Origin of the sequence: Amphritea sp., from assembly GCF_050300915.1 — a bacterium.
Classification (GTDB): domain Bacteria; phylum Pseudomonadota; class Gammaproteobacteria; order Pseudomonadales; family Balneatricaceae; genus Amphritea.
Window position 1 is genome coordinate 1 of record NZ_JBNKYN010000045.1, and the last position, 17,435, is coordinate 17,435.

The 17,435-nt window shown below is 49.3% G+C and carries 14 protein-coding genes; 11 read left to right on the plus strand and 3 right to left on the minus strand.

Annotated features, from left to right (window positions below; all coding sequences use genetic code 11):
- The first annotated feature begins 15 nt into the window (after positions 1-15).
- The 11 genes from ACQY8X_RS12715 (at position 16) to ACQY8X_RS12765 (ending at position 15,633) form a co-directional block, all read left to right on the plus strand.
- Positions 16-5,676, plus strand: coding sequence for a VWA domain-containing protein (locus tag ACQY8X_RS12715; protein ID WP_428035516.1), 5,661 nt, complete (start codon positions 16-18; stop codon positions 5,674-5,676).
- A gap of 132 nt (positions 5,677-5,808) precedes the next feature.
- Positions 5,809-7,989 (plus strand): type I secretion system permease/ATPase, encoded by a 2,181-nt coding sequence (locus ACQY8X_RS12720; RefSeq protein WP_428035517.1) that lies wholly within the window; start codon positions 5,809-5,811, stop codon positions 7,987-7,989.
- On the plus strand, positions 7,989-9,470 hold the full coding sequence (locus ACQY8X_RS12725; protein ID WP_428035518.1) for an HlyD family type I secretion periplasmic adaptor subunit: 1,482 nt from the start codon (positions 7,989-7,991) through the stop codon (positions 9,468-9,470). The genes ACQY8X_RS12720 and ACQY8X_RS12725 overlap by 1 nt, the downstream gene beginning before the upstream one ends.
- A gap of 35 nt (positions 9,471-9,505) precedes the next feature.
- Positions 9,506-10,858: a TolC family outer membrane protein gene (locus ACQY8X_RS12730; protein ID WP_428035519.1), complete on the plus strand. Its 1,353-nt coding sequence runs from the start codon at positions 9,506-9,508 to the stop codon at positions 10,856-10,858.
- Positions 10,859-10,976: 118 nt separating this feature from the next.
- Positions 10,977-11,861 carry a tRNA 2-thiocytidine(32) synthetase TtcA gene (ttcA, locus tag ACQY8X_RS12735; RefSeq protein ID WP_428035520.1) on the plus strand — a complete coding sequence of 295 codons (885 nt, stop codon included), beginning with the start codon at positions 10,977-10,979 and terminating at the stop codon, positions 11,859-11,861.
- Positions 11,862-11,882: 21 nt separating this feature from the next.
- Entirely contained in the window at positions 11,883-12,335 is a 453-nt protein-coding gene (locus ACQY8X_RS12740; protein WP_428035521.1) for a YaiI/YqxD family protein, read from the plus strand.
- Positions 12,336-12,448: 113 nt separating this feature from the next.
- Positions 12,449-13,228, plus strand: a complete 780-nt coding sequence (locus tag ACQY8X_RS12745; RefSeq protein ID WP_428035522.1) for an enoyl-CoA hydratase — start codon at positions 12,449-12,451, stop codon at positions 13,226-13,228.
- Between the two features lie 184 nt (positions 13,229-13,412).
- Positions 13,413-13,868 (plus strand): thiosulfate oxidation carrier protein SoxY, encoded by a 456-nt coding sequence (gene soxY, locus ACQY8X_RS12750; RefSeq protein WP_428035523.1) that lies wholly within the window; start codon positions 13,413-13,415, stop codon positions 13,866-13,868.
- 27 nt (positions 13,869-13,895) lie between these two features.
- On the plus strand, positions 13,896-14,210 hold the full coding sequence (gene soxZ / locus ACQY8X_RS12755) for a thiosulfate oxidation carrier complex protein SoxZ (protein ID WP_428035524.1): 315 nt from the start codon (positions 13,896-13,898) through the stop codon (positions 14,208-14,210).
- A 164-nt stretch (positions 14,211-14,374) separates the two neighbouring features.
- Positions 14,375-15,034 carry a hypothetical protein gene (locus ACQY8X_RS12760; RefSeq protein WP_428035525.1) on the plus strand — a complete coding sequence of 220 codons (660 nt, stop codon included), beginning with the start codon at positions 14,375-14,377 and terminating at the stop codon, positions 15,032-15,034.
- A gap of 62 nt (positions 15,035-15,096) precedes the next feature.
- Positions 15,097-15,633 (plus strand): elongation factor P hydroxylase, encoded by a 537-nt coding sequence (locus tag ACQY8X_RS12765; protein ID WP_428035526.1) that lies wholly within the window; start codon positions 15,097-15,099, stop codon positions 15,631-15,633.
- Positions 15,634-15,677: 44 nt separating this feature from the next.
- Here the strand turns inward: ACQY8X_RS12765 and ACQY8X_RS12770 are convergent, their stop codons facing one another.
- The 3 genes from ACQY8X_RS12770 to ACQY8X_RS12780 all read right to left on the minus strand — a co-directional run bounded on the left by ACQY8X_RS12770 (position 15,678) and on the right by ACQY8X_RS12780 (position 17,322).
- Complete coding sequence (locus tag ACQY8X_RS12770) at positions 15,678-16,148, minus strand: copper chaperone PCu(A)C (RefSeq protein WP_428035527.1); 471 nt, start codon at positions 16,146-16,148, stop codon at positions 15,678-15,680.
- Between the two features lie 95 nt (positions 16,149-16,243).
- A complete protein-coding gene (locus ACQY8X_RS12775) occupies positions 16,244-16,846 on the minus strand; it encodes an SCO family protein (RefSeq protein WP_428035528.1) in 603 nt (200 codons plus the stop codon).
- Complete coding sequence (locus ACQY8X_RS12780) at positions 16,846-17,322, minus strand: hypothetical protein (protein WP_428035529.1); 477 nt, start codon at positions 17,320-17,322, stop codon at positions 16,846-16,848. Before ACQY8X_RS12780 ends, ACQY8X_RS12775 begins: the two co-directional genes overlap by 1 nt.
- Positions 17,323-17,435: the final 113 nt, after the last annotated feature.

Consider the following 17,435-nt stretch of genomic DNA (forward strand, 5'->3'; position numbering starts at 1 on the left):
CTGAGCAACAACTCCGTGGGCAGCAGCATTGCCGATGGTACCGCCACCGGTACGATCGTCGATGACGGCACCGGCCCCGGTCCATTCGATCCTACCGGTCCGGGAACAGCTGATAATGACGTTCCAACGCTCTCTGTCAGTAGCCCGACTGTGGTTGAAGGTGGACAGATGGAGTTCACTATCAGTCTGAGTAACCCGAGTCTTGAGACGATCAATTTCAGTGTTGCGACTGTTGATACTGGTAGTGCAACGGATACCACTGATTACAGTCCGACTCTTGAATACTTCAATACTGGGTCTGGTTCATGGGAGCCTGTTGCAGGTGATCTTAGCTTTGCGCCTGGGGAAACAACCCTTCAGGTTCGTTCTGCTACCGTGCAGGATGCCCTGGTTGAAGGCTCTGAAAGTTTCGATCTGACAGCAACGGTTACCGGCGGCACCACTACAAACAGCAGTGCAACTGGTACTGGTACTATCACTGATGATGATCACATACCTGATGCAGTTAACAGCACTGCTTCGACTCTGGAAGATACAACACTGACGTTTAGTGCTGCGGACTTCGGTTTCAGCGATGTTGATGCTGGTAATGCTCTACAGGCTGTGCGGATTGAGTCTCTGCCAACCGATGGCACACTGTTCTTTAATGGTGTCGAGATAACGGCTGCGAATCTGGCCAGCTTTAATGCTGGTAGCAATGAGATAAACAGTTCAGATATCGGTTTGCTGACCTTTGAGCCGGCTCTGCATGACTCTGGTTATGACAGCTATAGTGCTGCGGGTGAGGGTGATCAGTTAAATGATTACGACAGTATTACCTTCAGTGTATCTGATGGTGTTAACTGGAGCGCGGCTCCGGCAACGCTGACGATCGATGTTACGCCGGTTGCTGATGCTCCGACGCTCAGCGTCGATGGCACACAGACCAGTGGTGGTGTTGATCTTATTGATCTGGTTACCGTTCCAGCTTCTGCTGGCCTGGTTAAAACGGTTTATACCAATACGGGTATCAGCCCGGCAACAGTCGATAGTAGTAATCTTGAGACCCTCTCTGATGGACTGGTTGGAGGCACTTCAACAGTTGTAACACAACCCTATCGTGATGCTGCTTCTGCCTCTAATGCAAATAATATTGCTGTCGATAGTGTTGAAGTGACTACGGGTGTTATCTATCTCGAAGCGGGTAGCACACTGTCATTTGATGGCTATTTCGATGATTCTTTCCGGATTGAACTCGGTGGTAAAACATTGATCGATACTACTGGGGATGCATTCGGTAACTACGATACATCAACTGTTGCTACTGCTAATGTAGGTTCCGGGACTGTCTCTACCTATGGAAACTTTACCGCCGCTTCCAGCGGGTATTACACCTTTGAGATGTATATCTACAACCATATTGCTGCAGGTGATCTGTCGGTTAATGTCAGTGTTAATGGCGGTACCAGCCAGCCGTTTAATGCCGCTGCTGTTAATATGTACACCGGCATTGATGCGGTCGATGCTGCTCAGGGACAGCACTCAGATCTGGTGCTGACATCCGGCAGTGATGGTGGTTTTTATCCAGTAGAGCTGAATAAAGGCTATGAAGGTACTCCGATTAAATTGACGGCTATCGATTCTGCTCTGGTAGATACCGATGGTTCTGAAGTACTCAGCAGTATCGTTATCTCCTCAATTCCTGATGGTTCAGTGCTGACCGACGGCACTAACAGCTTCACGGCGACTGCAGGTAATACCAGCGTTGATGTGACCAGCTGGAATCTGGATAACCTGAGCTATACCGGTTATACCGATCTGCCGAATGGTGCTAGCGAGGTTCATACACTGGTCGTAACGGCTACCTCTCAGGAGCTGGCTGATGGGGCGGTGGTTGATACCGCAACGTCAACGGCCAATCTCAATATTACCGTGATTGAAACTGACGACCCATCAGTGATTACTTCTATCGATACCGTTTCTGTCTCTGAAGAAGGACTGGTCGGTGGTCTTACCGACACTACCGGGGATCCGGTTGATACGACCGATGATTCGTTTGCAACTGGCGTGATCAACTTTACTGACTCGGATAGCAGTACATTTAGTGTGTCGCTGACAGGACTTACAAGTGTTACGTCTGAGGGTAACCCAATCAACCTTACCTCTGGTGGTGATGATGTTGATAGCTGGAGCTGGGATGCGTCAAGTCAGACGCTGACAGGCAGCACTTCTGCCGGGGTCGATGTTCTGACGATTACACTTGATCCGGTTGTTTCTTCCGGTTCAAACAACAGTGTGTCATACACCGTTAACCTGCTTGCGCCAGTTGATCACCCTGTTAACAGTACAGAGGACATCATGGATCTGCAGTTTGGCGTTGCTATCTCTGATGGCTCTAATACTGTTGATTCCAGTCTTAATGTCCGGATTGAAGATGACCGGCCTGTTAGCGGTGATCTGAGCAATTCGCTTGAGGTACCACTGGCGCTATCCAACATTATGTTGATTCTGGATTTCTCTGGAAGTATGGCAGGTAGCAACCTGACGAATATGAAGTCAGCGGTAATCTCAATGCTGGATTCCTATGATAATGCGGGTTATACCGCGATTCAGATTGTCAACTTCAGCAGTACAGCAACTGTGCCAGGTGATGGTGGCTGGATCAGTGTTGCCGATGCGAAATCTTATATCAACGCATTAACTGATGCTGATATGGGGGGCGCTACAAATTACGATGCAGCCCTGGCAGCCGCACAGACCGCTTTTGCTGAAACAAACGGTTATATTTCCGGTGGCAAGAATATATCTTACTTCCTCTCTGATGGTGCACCGAGCTCAGGCAATGAGATAGATACTGCTGCTGATCAGACCGCATGGGAAACCTTTGTCACTAACAACAACATTGACTCCTTTGCTGTTGGTTTTGGTGGGGCTGCGGTCACGGCTCTGGAACCTATTGCTTTCAACGGTGTTGACGCAACAGAGCGTCCGGCAATCGATGCAACCGCAGCAGGTTCCACGCTGACCGATTCTCTGTTGGCGACAGTTTCCACTGCTATACCAGGCAACCTGTTTGGGTCTCTTGCTTCGGGCGGGTTTGGTGCCGATGGTAATGGCCATGTACGCACGGTGACTATCGATTCAGTCACTTATACGTATGACAATACCGCGGGTACTATTACCAATAGTGCGAACAGTGATGTTATCAATGATAGCTCTATCGTGATTACCACGTCTCTGGGTGGTGTGATAAGCATCAATATGGATACGGGTGTGTACTCCTATGAGGCGGACCCAACCTTTACGGTGGATTTTGCTGAGACTATCGGCTTTAGCATGCAGGATGTCGACGGGGATGTTACCTCTGGTATTGTCACCCTTGATGTCAGCAGAGAGGTGAAACCGACTCCGACATTGAATGCCAATGCGGCAGAGGTTTTTGAAGCTGATATGGCCAATGGTACAAACAGTGCCGGCACCGGAGAAGTGGTCACCGGTAACATCCTCGCCGATGATACGATTCCGAACGGTCTATCGCTGAGCACCGTGAGTATTGCCGGTGGTACAACGGTCGTGAATGGTAACCTGATTACGGTTACTACGGCAGAGGGCAATACACTGGTAATCGATAGCACTACTGGTGATTACACCTACACGCTGATTAATGCTGTTGATCATACTCAGTTTGTTAATACGGGTAATACCATTACTCTGGCCAGCGATACCTTCAGCGGTTCTCTGGATGGCTGGGGCGGCAGCAACGTTTCTCTTAACGGCAGCCGGATGTTAATCGATGGTAATAACGATACCGCAACCAAAACGTTCGACTTTGGTCAGGCTTATGCTAATCAAACCGTCACAGTGTCCTTCGATTTCGAAGCGACGACTAACTGGGATGGCGGCACTGACAACTTTGTTGTTACGGTAAACGGAACAGATGTTATCAATGACTCTCACACTGGTGGGACTCGTGGATACTCTTTCGATATTACCCTGAACGATCAGGGACAGGCTGATATTGTGTTACTGAATGGTAGTAACTCAAACTTTGAAGATGCCTATGTCGATAATTTCACGATCAGCGGTCCGGAGTTCGTCGCTGTAGCAACCGATACTGCTGTGGACAGTTTCACTTATGTAGTGACTGATCCTGGTGGTACGCCTTATACCTCGACTCTGGATGTAACGATTCATGACGATGTACCACAGGTGAACAATAGCATCGCGGTCTCTGTCGATGTTCCTGAAAGTGTTGCCACTAACGTGATTATGACACTGGATGTATCCGGATCTATGAATCAAAGCGTTAACGGGGGCAGCACTCGATTCGAACTGGCTAAACAGGCGATGATTGACACAATCAAAGCATATGATGATCAGGGCAGTGCGAATGTCAGCCTGACGTTGTTTGCTCAACAGGCCGTAACGGTTGATACCTGGATGACGGCTCAAGAAGCTATCGCCTATCTTAATCTTCTAAGCCTGAATACAGGCACCATTCAATATAATGGTGCAGGTATTCCCGGTATGGAAGTAGCGTCGACAAACTATGAGGCAGCAGTGGCTGTTACTGAGTCGGGTTATGCCGGGGCGCCTGCTGCTGATAAGACGGTAGCTTATTACCTCTCTGATGGTCAACCTACCGTGGAGTATGATGACAGTACGGCCACAGCGACTGACGTTACAGGAAACAATGCTCAGGATGGCGTAGAGTCCGGATTCCTTGATAGTGCATATCTCAATAGCTGGGATAGTTTCATCACTAATAACAATATAGCGCTTGAAGTTATTGGCATCGGAACAAACCTCAGTGTTGATTATCTGAATCAGGTTCAGGTGATTCCTGGAAAAACGAGTCAGGTTGTCGCAGATATTACGACTCTGAGCGATGTGATGTTGTCTACCGTGGCACCTGTAGAGGGTAGTCTGTTTGGTTCTGATGGTGATAGCGGCATCATGTTTGGTGCAGATGGCGGTCACATTCTGGAATTGAGCTATGACGGCGTCACTTACAGTTATGATCCAGCGAATCCGATACAGACGATTGCACTGTCTGAAGGTGATATGGCGCTCAACTTTGAAACCGGGACATTCACTTACACACCGAATGTCAGCAACGGTACCGATGTGATTGAGAACTTCATCATCAGTGTCAAAGACAGCGATGGTGACAGCTCTCTTAATCAGCCATTATCGATGCTTATCGGTAAGAATCAGACTATCACTGGGACTGACAGTAGCGAAACACTGGATGGCGCGGCTGGTAACGATATTCTCGATGGCGGTCTGGGCAACGATATACTGATTGGTGGAGCCGGCGACGATCTGCTGATCGGTGGTATCGGTGCCGATACCTTTGACTGGAATGGCGGAGATCAGGGAACTATCCCGATGCCTGCCAGTGATCATATTCAGGACTTTGTTGTCGCTGATGATAAGCTGGATCTTTCCGGTCTGCTTGACTCATTGGGTATGACAGATCCTGGTGTGGTTGAGTCCTATCTGAGTCTGACTGAGAATGCATCGAACCAGGCCGTATTGAGTGTTAAGGATAGTGCCGGTGGTAATGTTGTGCAGGAAATTGTTCTGGACAATGTAAGCATTCAGGATCTTAAAGCAGATCTAAGTCTGGACCCTGGTATAACCAATAATGACCTGCTGAATCAGCTGATCGACCAGTCTAAACTGATTGTTTGAAGCTAAACGGGGCGGCTCCCTGAGGAGCTGCCCGTTTTTTTGTTTAGCTGATAACATCGAACGGCTGTTTGATGTCAGGGTTTGAAACAGATAGCTACGGCTAAATATTTGTTTATTGAGGCAAAAGAAACAGTGACACCATCACAATCAGATTGGGTTTTTGGTACCAGTCGGGAGCAGTTTATTGATCCTTTGCTGGATGCCCTGGTATTGTTGAGTAAGTACTATGGTATGCCTGCCTCTGAGGATTCTCTGAGTAGTGGCTTGCCTCTGGTTGATAATCGCCTGACGCTGGCGTTGTTTCCGCGGGCAGCAGAACGTGCAGGTTTGTCTGCGCGGTTGGCGAGCCAGCCGCTGCCAGAAATACATGAACTATTGTTGCCCTGTGTATTGCTGTTAAAAAACCATAGCTGTTGTGTTCTGATGTCGATCGACAATCAGGCAGGAACCGCCCGGATATTGCAGCCGGAAAGCGGTGATGGTGAGGTTGAAATTGGCTTGGGGGATCTGGAAAAGGTCTATTCAGGGCATCTGTTCTATATCCGCAAGAAATATCAGTTTGATCAGCGAAGTCCTGATGTCCTGAGTACTCGGGAAGGACACTGGTTCTGGGGCACATTCAGGAGTGCTGTGCCGATCTACAGAGATGTACTGATCGCTTCTTTACTGATCAATCTCTTTGCCATGGCATCACCACTGTTTGTGATGAATGTGTATGACCGGATTGTACCGAATTTGGCATTCGACTCACTTTGGGTGCTCGCCATCGGTGTTGCGCTGGTGTTTGTCTTTGACCTGATCCTGAAGCACCTGCGGTCTTATTTTATTGACATTGCAGGTAAAAAGCTCGATCTGCAGCTGTCAGCTAAAATCTTTGCCAAAGTGATGGGTATCCGGCTTGAAGCCCGGCCGCTCTCTGTGGGGGCCTTTGCTAATAATCTGCAGTCGTTTGAAACGATTCGTGAGTTTATTACCTCTGCGACACTCGGGGCGCTGATTGACCTGCCATTTGCGTTGCTGTTTTTGATCGTCATTTGGATTGTCGGTGGTCCGCTGGCCATTGTGCCTCTGGTTGTTATGGTGGTTCTGGTCGCCTATAGCCTCTATATTCAGAAGCCGTTAGCAAAGCAGATTGAACTGACATCTAAGATCGCCTCGCAAAAGCAGGCAACTCTGGTAGAAGGCCTGAGCGGAATTGAAGCGGTTAAGATTAATGGTGCTCAGAGTCAGTATCAGGTGATCTGGGAGCAGGCGGTCAGTAAGATGGGGCAGCACGATATACAGACCCGTAAATTGGCTAATGGCGCATCAACGCTTTCTGGTTTCATGCAACAGATGATGACTGTCGGTATTGTCGTTCTTGGTGTTTATCTGGTGGCTGCTGGTGAATTGAGCATGGGGGGCATCATTGCCTCGGTTATGCTCAGTGGACGGGCGGTACAGCCCCTGGCGCAGCTATCACTGCTGGCAACCCGATACAATCAGGCTAAGGCATCCATGAGTCTGATTAATAATGTGATGGATATGCCCGTTGAAGAGGAGGAGGGCAAGAGCTATGTCAGTCGTCCGAAATTAAAGGGCAAAATTGAGTTTGATAAGGTTAGTTTTGCCTATCCGGGTCAGCAAAGTTATGCGCTTCATGATGTTAGCTTTACCATTCAACCCGGTGAGCGGGTGGCTTTGATCGGAGGAATTGGCGCAGGTAAAAGTTCGCTAGAGAAGCTGATTCTCGGCTTATACCAGTGTACCCAGGGGGATGTCCGGGTTGATGGCGTTAATATCGCTCAGCTACATCCTGCCGATTTGCGACGTAATATCGGCTGTATTACACAGGATAATCATCTGTTTTTTGGCAGTATTCGTGACAATATTGTCATGGGGGCACCCTTCACCAGCGATGAAAATTTGTTGCGGGCGGCTGAGTGGGGCGGTGTGACGGAGTTCACTAATCATGACCCTGAGGGGCTGGAACGCCAGGTGGGCGAAGCGGGAAGACAGTTGTCAGGTGGTCAGCGTCAGGCTGTTTCTGCGGCCAGGGCGATCGTTATGGACCCGCCAATATTGCTGTTGGATGAGCCAACCAGTCAGTTGGATCGTAAGTCAGAAGTGAGACTGATGGGACAGTTGAAATCATTGGATCGGAGTAAAACGGTGATTCTCAGTACTCATAAGTCCAGCCTTCTGGATGTCGTTGACCGGATCATCGTTCTGGAAAATGGCCGTCTGGTAGCTGATGGTCCGAAAGCTGATGTGGTTAACTGGTTAAGGGAAGGCGTCAACCAGCAGAAAGCAAAAAGGGAGGTACAGGCCTGATGAGTGATATGCATACAGACCCGTTACCGGCCTCTAGCGAAGCGAAACCTTCCGAGGTGAAAAGCGCACTTGCTGAGATGACTAAGGCGAAGCACGATAAAACCATCATTGCTTCTGAACTACATGACTTTATTGATAATTCAGCTGCCAGCGTGTTGCTGGATACCCCCAGAAGCTCACGTATCCTGCTCTGGGGGGTAGTCTGTTTTGTGGTGATCGGCATTGTCTGGGCTTATTTTGCGCAATTAGATGAGATTACCCGTGGTCAGGGTAGCGTTATTCCGTCGCAACAGATTCAGGTAGTGCAGTATCTCGAAGGAGGGATTCTCAAAGAGCTGTATGTAAAAGAGGGGGACAAAGTTGAAGCAGGCCAGCCTCTTCTGCGAGTGGACGAAACCCGGTTTTTATCAGATTTTCGCGGGCAGGCACAGGAGCAAACCTATCTGGAGATCTCGGTTGCTCGTCACCGAGCCGAGCTGGCCAGTATTATAATCAGTGATGATCCGGTGAATGCTGACTGGCAGTCTCAGGTTAAGGTGGTCCCTCAGCCTATCAATGTGGATGCTGAGTGGCAGAAGCGCAATCCGGATCTGCTAGAGCGGGAGCAGTCTCAACTTGAGGAATATCTGCGTAATCTGAGTAATCAGCTGGAAATTATTGGTCGGCAGATTCAGCAGGGTGATCAGGAAGAGAAAGAACTTGAGTCTAAAATCAGTCATCTTGATCGATCTTATAAGCTGAGTCTGCGTGAACTGAAAATGACCAAACCTCTAGCCGAGCAGGGAGTTGTTCCGGAAATCGAGCTGATTAAGCTGGAAAGAGACCTTAATAGCTACAAGCAGGAGCTTGAAGGGGCGAAGCTATTGTTGCCTAAAGTTCGGCTAAGTATTCAGGAATCGGTTGCGAAACGTCGTGAAATCGCGTTAAATGCACGCAGTGAAAGTCAACAAAAACTGAATGAAAACCTGGCTGAGCTGAATAAGAAAACCGAAGCTCAGGTGAGTTTACGTGACCGGGTAGACAGGACCACCGTTGTCTCTCCGGTGCATGGTACTATTAAGACAATTTCTGTTAATACAATCGGCGGTGTGATTCAACCGGGTATGGACCTGATTGAAATCGTACCGACAGAAGATCATCTGCTGATCGAGGCTAAGATATCACCTAAGGATATCGCCTTCTTGCGCCCTGGGTTAAATGCAGTGGTGCGTCTGACCGCATATGATTTTTCGATATATGGTGGTTTGAAAGGTACTCTGGAACATATCAGTGCCGATACCATAGAAGATGAAAAAGGTAATCTTTATTACCTCATCAGAGTACGTACCGAAAATACAGATCTTGGTCGGGGAGGAAATTCTCTGCCAATCATTCCCGGCATGATGGCAACTGTTGACATTATGACGGGCAAAAAAAGTGTTCTTGATTATCTGCTTAAGCCTATATTCAAAGCACAGCAGCAAGCTTTACGAGAACGATAACGTTGAGATGGACTTTATCCGGGGGGAACGGTTCTATGGGTAAGATAAACAGGGTTGGCGTATGTGCGCTGGCAGTACTCGCATGGTCAGGCACGGTCTCATCGCAGACTCTGGTTGAAGCAACCTCTTATGCGATTGGTAATTCGCCTGAAGTAGCGATTGTAAAAAGTCAGTATCTTAGCCGTATCGAGCAGATAGGCGTTTCCAGAGCGGGCTACAAACCCAAAGTGGATGTTGCGATGGGTTGGGGGGGAGAGTGGACAAACAGTCCATCTACCCGTGCCGCAACGGGTAGCTCTGACTATGTCGATCTGGAGCGTGGTGAAGCATCGTTGACCATGAGCCAGTTATTGTATGATGGTCTGCGTACTAAAAACGACAATGACCGGACGACTGCAGAAGCAGAAGCACAACGGTTTCAATTATGGAGTGTCGCAGAAAACACCACTCTGGAAGTTGCTGACGCTTACATGAGTGTTATCAATGCTCAGGAAGAGTCTGTTCTGGCCGCTGCTAACCTGGAGTCCCACATAGAGATTCTTGATGGTATTCGTCAGCGTTCTGAGCATGGGCTTGGATCCGCATCCGATCTGTCCCAGGTTAAGGGACGGTTGAGCCGGGCGCATTCCAACTACCTGGCAACGGATAATAACGTTCTTGATGCTCAGGCCCGTTATTTTAAAGTGGTAGGAGAGGAAGCTGTTGGGCTGGTTAAGCCACAACCTGTTGATCAATATATGCCGGTCTCCTATGAGCAGGCGCTTGAGCGGGCAGGTAAGATTCATCCGACACTGCTCTCAGCCCAGTTCGACGTTGATGCCGCTGTTGCTCAGTTAAAGACACGGGATTCCGATTTCCACCCCGATGTTCGCCTCGAACTGGGGGGAACCTGGAATAATAATATGGATGGTGCTGCTGGTTATAATAATGATCTGACAGCGATGATCCGGATGCGTTACAACCTGTTTAACGGTAATGCAGACAGCTACCGTCAGAAAGAAGCGTACTATCAGCTGATGGAGGCCAGTGCGATTCGTGACCGGGCTCAGCGGGAAGTGGCTGAAGGTATGAGCTTGTCCTGGAACGCCTATCAGCTGCTGGAACGTCAGATGGAATTTCTGGAAGCCCATGTGATTGAGGCTGAGAAAACGCTGGATGCCTACAAGCAGCAATTTAAGCTGGGGCGCCGGACGCTGGTCGACCTGCTGGATGCAGAGAATGAACTGTTTGAAGCACGTAAAGAACTTCTCAAAGCCGATAAAGATCGTATTATGACTCAGTTCCGGGTTCTGAATGCAATGGGTGAGTTGTTGACCGTTCTGAATCTTGATCGTGAGTCAATCCTGACCAGCGAAGACCAGGCAGAGGTCTCCGCTCTGCGTGACTAAGCTAAACCGTCTGCTTGTTTGCTGCGATCAGTTTTGATCGCAGCGGATTTGCAGGCTGATTATTCTGTTGTTATCCGCTATAATCGCCGCCTTTTTAAACTGCTTCCAGAAAGTGTATATGAGCGAAGAACTGGCAAAACAACAGAAAACCCGGCTAAACAAATTGCAAAAACGCCTGCGCCGGGAAACTGGCCGCGCAATCGAAGATTTTAACATGATCGAAGATGGCGATAAGGTGATGGTGTGCTTGTCCGGAGGCAAAGATTCCTTTGCTATGCTGGACATTCTGATGAATCTTCAGAAAAGCGCCCCGATCAGTTTTGAGATTGTTGCCGTCAACCTGGATCAGAAGCAACCAGGCTTTCCTGAACACGTGCTGCCTGAGTATCTGACTCAGATAGGCGTGCCTTTCCATATCGTCGAAAGAGATACATATTCAGTTGTTAAAGAGCTGGTGCCTGAGGGGAAAACCACCTGTGCATTGTGTTCTCGCCTGAGACGTGGAACTCTTTATGGCTTTGCTGAAGAGATCGGCGCTAACAAGATCGCCCTGGGCCACCACCGGGACGACATTCTGGAAACCTTTTTCCTCAACATGTTTTATGGTGGCAAGCTGAAATCGATGCCTCCTAAGCTGGTGAGCGATGATGGTAAAAATATGGTGATCCGGCCTCTGGCCTATGCCCGCGAAAAAGATATCGCTGTATATGCACAGCTGCGCGAATTTCCCATTATCCCCTGTAACCTGTGTGGCTCGCAGGATGGCTTGCAGCGTCAGGTGGTAAAAGAGATGCTACAGGATTGGGATAAGCATCATCCCGGCCGTATTGAAACGATGTTCCGCTCGCTGAGAAATGTCGTTCCCTCTCATCTTGTCGATACTGAACTGTTCGATTTTAAGGGGCTGCAGCGTGGCTATCCCCATGGGATTGCTGATCTTCAGGGGTCTCTGAGCCGCTCGGCGACATCCATGCCGGAAATGATCGATATTCTTTCGCTCTGATCCGATCCGGGGGCGCTGCATATGAATATCTGGGTTGATGCCGATGCCTGCCCCAATGTGGTCAAGGAGATCCTGTTTCGTGCAGCCCAGCGGTTAGGGATTAATACGGTCCTGGTCGCTAATCAGTTGCTACGTACACCGACATCTGCCTTTATCAGTGCGGTGCAGGTGGCTGCAGGGTTTGATGTTGCTGATAACTATATTGTGCAGCACTGCAATGTGGGTGATCTGGTGATTACAGCAGATATTCCGCTGGCCGCTGAAGTATTGGAAAAAGGTGCCCATGCGCTGAACCCCCGGGGGGAGTTCTATTCACCGGAAAACATTCGTCAGCGGCTCAATATGCGTGACTTTATGGATCAGTTGCGTAGTTCAGGCATTGATACCGGTGGCCCGGCTAAGCTGACCCAACAAGATCGCCAGCAGTTTGCCAATCAGCTGGATCGCTTTCTGGCAAAACAGTCACGCAAATAGCCTGCCCATAAGTGGTTAAATTCAGCTTTTCGTCTGAAAATAAGGGTTATCCTTTATTTTTTAGCGATTTTGCTTTACGTTTTCCCTAACCTAAAACAATAACTGAGGCAGCTATGAACGACCCACTATTGATTCGTGAAGATGCAGATGGCATCTGCACACTGACACTGAACCGCCCTGACGCATACAACTCACTGTCAATGGAGCTAATGCAAGCCCTTATCACGACCTTGGATGCGATCGCTGATGATACCTCTGTCCGCGTTGTAATCCTGCAGGGGAGTGGCCGTGGATTCTGTTCCGGGCATGATCTGAAGCAGATGCTGGGAGAGGGCGAGGAAGCTTATTATCAATGCACCTTTGATACCTGTTCAACACTGATGCAACGAATCGTCAACCTGCCGATTCCGGTCATTGCCCAGGTTCATGGGGTCGCAACCGCAGCCGGGTGTCAGATCGTTGCCAGCTGTGATCTGGCAGTCGCTACTGAGACCTCTCGCTTTGCAACGCCAGGGGTCAATATAGGTCTGTTCTGCTCAACGCCAATGGTTGCTCTCAGTCGTGCGGTGAGCAAGAAGCATGCGATGGAGATGCTGTTACTCGGTGATATGATCAGTGCCGGGAAAGCGGCTCAGATCGGTCTGATTAACTGGGTGGTTGCGGAGGCCGCGGTCGCAGAGAAAACTCAGGAGGTGGCTGCAAAAATTGCTGCCAGTTCGCGCAAAGCGATATCTATCGGCAAGCAGGCATTCGTACGGCAGATCGATAAACCCCTGGATGAGGCTTACATCGAATGTAGTCGGGTGATGACAGAAAATATGCTCACTCATGACGCGGGCGAAGGAATAGATGCCTTTATCAACAAGCGCAAGCCGCGATGGCAGCATCGTTAAGTGACGCTGAATGACTGTGTGTTTAGCAGAATAACGATGCCTCTCACGTGGCTTGTTCCTTTTCTCTGGCTTTTCCGGGCAGGAGGGGAAAGAGTCGTGGTGTGGCTAGACCGGTGCAGAATTTTGTCCATTTTCAGTGTTGCGCAGGATACACTGGTGCCTCGCAGGAAAAAGGGTAGAGGGAATGATAAATCGTCGTGCAGTGATCAAAGCGATGGCTTGTGGCGTAGGCCTGGTGGGGGTTGGTGTCTTGATGCCCCGCCTGGCCGTGGCAGCGTGGAATAAACAGGCGTTTGCTGCGACCAGCCCGGTTGCCGCCATGAAAGCCCTGCTGGGTGCTGAACCGATTGCAACGGATCAGGTTGTCCTGAAAGTTCCGAGTATCGCTGCTGATGGCGCAGTGGTTCCGGTTACCGTGAGAACGGCTCTTGCTAATGTGGAGTCCATCAGCGTGTTTGTGGCAGGGAACAGGTATCCGCTTGTGGCAGAATTTCTCCTTCCCGATGGCACAGAAGCCGCTGTGTCCACTCGTATACGTGTGCATCAATCATCGACTATCACTGCGGTGGTTAAAGCCGATGGTCAGTTATGGAGCGCCTCACAGGAGACTAAGGTGAGTGACGGTGGGTGCAGCGGGTAACTCAGGGGTAAGTACAGAGGTAAGCTAGTGGCAGATATTATGAAAGTGCATGCCGAAGTCCACAACGAAATGACCAATGTTAAGCTCAGGGTCAAACATAGTATGGAAAACGGCCAGCGGAAAGATAAACAGACGGGTAAGCTCGTCGCCGCAAAGTTTTTACAGGAGATCAGAGTTACCCATGGCGGTAAGGCTGTATTTACTGCTAATTTGGGCGTTGGTGTCGCGCCAGACCCGTTCTTCTCTTTTAGCTTTTCGGGTGGCGCTAAAGGTGATCTGCTGACCATAGACTGGCGAGAAAATACCGGTAAGTCTGGCAGTCAAACTGCCAGCATTAAGTAATACTGTTAAATAGCACTTGAGAATAGTGTCGTCATTAAGCCTCTCGGATGATTACCTTCGGTTTCGTAGTCTCTGTTTATTATTCTCTTCTTCGTGCAGGGAAAGCGGTTCTACTCTGTCTGTCCATCCGCTAGAATGGGCGCACCAATGGGAAGGAGAATATTGTGAGCCGAATCGTTTTACTGGCCCTTCTGAGTTTATTCACACTGGCAGGTTGTAATGCTGCCAATGTTCAGCCGGATATCAATCCAGCGGCTGAGTCGCCAACCAGTCCGTCGGTTGTTGCTGTGGATCAGTCAGCAGAGTTTGACAAGCTGAACGGGCGTATCACACTGTTGCAGGAACAGTTTCTTGAACTTAAATTGCAGAACAGTTCAGTGGCGGAGCGGGTGCAGTTATTGCTAACCCAGTTTCAGGTACTGGCTCAGGAGGTGAAGCGTTCTGCAGTGCCGAATCCTGAAAACGCGCAGCCGGATACCGGCCTGGATGAGCGGCTGCAACGCCTGGATCAGCAGCTAACCGAGTTGCAACAGATTGCCCCGGAATTGGGCGGGGGGGATCCTTTCAAGCTTGCCAGCTGTTATACAGCCAAGGGGCAGTGGGTGATGATTCGTTTCAACCGCTTTTCCGGAGAGAGCTGGATATCTGCAGCCAACCGCTGGCAACCTCTTGAGGAGGAACTGGCTCCTCCTATTTCCTCCTATGATATTCAGTTGCTACAGGCCAACGGTGATGTGAAAGGCTATGTTGCGGCGAGGATCGACCATAATAGCGGTGATAGTTGGTGGCTGAACCAGACTACCTGGGTAAAGTACCAGCAGTAACACCACAGAAATTGTAAAACAGTCAGCATTGTAATTAGCGACAATACACTTTAAGACCAACTATGAACGAACGGACGCCTGAAAGTCTCATCAGCCTCTTTAACGGGCTGTTCAGTGAAACATTAAATACCGTCCTGGTGCGCGGTGATGATGAACCTATCTATCTTCCGGCGGATGCGATTAATCCTCAGCATCGGGTGATTTTTGCCCATGGTTTTTTTGCCAGTGCTTTACATGAGATCAGCCACTGGTGTGTTGCCGGAGAGGAACGGCGGCGGCTGGTTGATTTTGGCTACTGGTATAAGCCAGATGGCCGGACGGCGGAAGAACAGGCCGAGTTTGAGAAAGTTGAAGTCAAGCCACAGGCGCTGGAGTGGTTACTATCAGAAGCCGCTGGTCATAAGTTTCATTTCAGTGCCGATAATCTGGGCAGTGATATCGGCGCCAGTGAAACGTTTAAGCAGAATGTACACCAACAGCTGAATCGCTACCTCGCTGAGGGTATTCCTGAGCGTCCTGCTGCGCTTATTCGCGCATTTCAGAACTATTATGGGACTGATGAGCTGCGGCCTGAGTCTTTTTCTCTTCAGGGGAAATAAAAAAACCGGCGATAATAGCCGGTTTTTTGCTTCAGAGAGGAGAATCACTGAGCTTGTTGTTGCATGCCCTTATGCATCTGCATATTGCCCATGCCAGACATCACATCCATTACTTTAATATCGAGCTTTTCTGAGCTGCCATCGCTGAAGTTCAGTGTCAGATCGATCATTTCATCTTTATTCAGGTTTTGTTTCAGACCGATCAACATCACATGGAGGCCACCCGGTTTGAGTTGTACCTGTTCATTGGCTTTCATCGTGATCTGCGGAATTTTGCGCATCTTCATCACCCCGTTTTCCTGAGTGTGGGTGTGCAGCTCAGCAACCTTGGCGACCGAGGTTGATGCTGAAATCAGCGAGACTTCCTCATCACTGTTGTTTGTCAGGGTCATAAAGGCAGCGCTGTTGGCTTGTCCCGGCGGAACAGCTCGTGCGTAGGGGTGGTCAACCTTAACTTCAGCAAAAGCAGAAGCAGACAGAGTGAGTGCAGCAACCAGCGTAATTAGCTTTTTCATAACAGTCCTATTTATAACAATGTTATTGATGACAATCATATTCATAACATCCGATGTCAGTCAGATTTGGATTTATTGCCACTCGTTTAAAGCGCTCATAGCAGTTTTTTAATCTCAGTTGCCAATAGGTCGGGTGACGAGCCGTGAGCGACAGTGCTACTCAATTCACCTTGTTTATTAATCAGATAGATTCGTGAGGAGTGGTCAACGGCATAGCCCATTGCTGAATCCTTCATATCTACCATGCGGTAGAACGCACCATATTGGGAAACCACCTGGTCAATCTCTTTACGACTGCCGGTGAGGCCAATAATGGATGGGTAGAAAAAAGCGCTGTATTCAGCCAGACGTTCAGGTGAGTCCCGGTCAGGGTCCACGCTGATGAAAATGGGTTGAACCTGTTGACGCTGATCAGCCTCAAGGTTTTTCATCGTTTGTGAGATCACCGCCAGCGATGTTGGACACACATCAGGACAGTGGGTATAACCGATATAGACCAGAACAACTTTACCGCGAAAGTCGTGCAGGGAAACATCGCCATTAATGCCCTGCAGCGTGAAGTCTCCGCCCAGGGTTTTCAGCATTGGCTGGTCTGTTGAGTTGTTTTGTGGAGACAATAGATAAGCGGTGACAATGCCTGCAAGCAAGGCCAGCGTCAGCAGTAACAGGTTACGTAGTGTTGTCAGGTTGTTTGCCATTATTTCGCTCTGAATTCAAACCATGTCGTGAGTGGGCCTGCAGCGGTTTCTGCCGAAACAGTCAGTCGCCATATCATCTCTCCGGTGGTACAGACGGCTAATTCTCCTTTGCCATAGAAGACCCCTGGCTTGTCCTTGAGAGGGGTTAACTCTGTCTGATTGATACCCATGTACATCTCGCTACCTTGCAGGTTGATCATGACTTTGCTGGCCATGGTTCCATCAATGCTAACCCGATAGTTCAGTGGCGTCATCGAGCGAACAGGCCGGGGTTGAATATCCAGATTCAGGTGTACTTCCCCGATATCAACCGAACAGCTCTGCTTATTCAGATCACAAGTGTTAGCGATTCCAGGTGTTTCAGAAGACGGTAAGCTGAACAGTGAGGAGCCCAGCCATACCGCCAGAATGAATCCCCCCAGCAGAATCAGATACAGGTATTGCGATCTATTATTGTTGACTTCAGACTGGAGCATCTCCGGGTATTTCCTCTGCTGTGAATTGTCACCGATCCCTCTGTGGATCTGAATGTGACAAATTGTCGCATTATCAATGAGCTAGTGAAACGTTTCGTGGTTGATATCTCCGC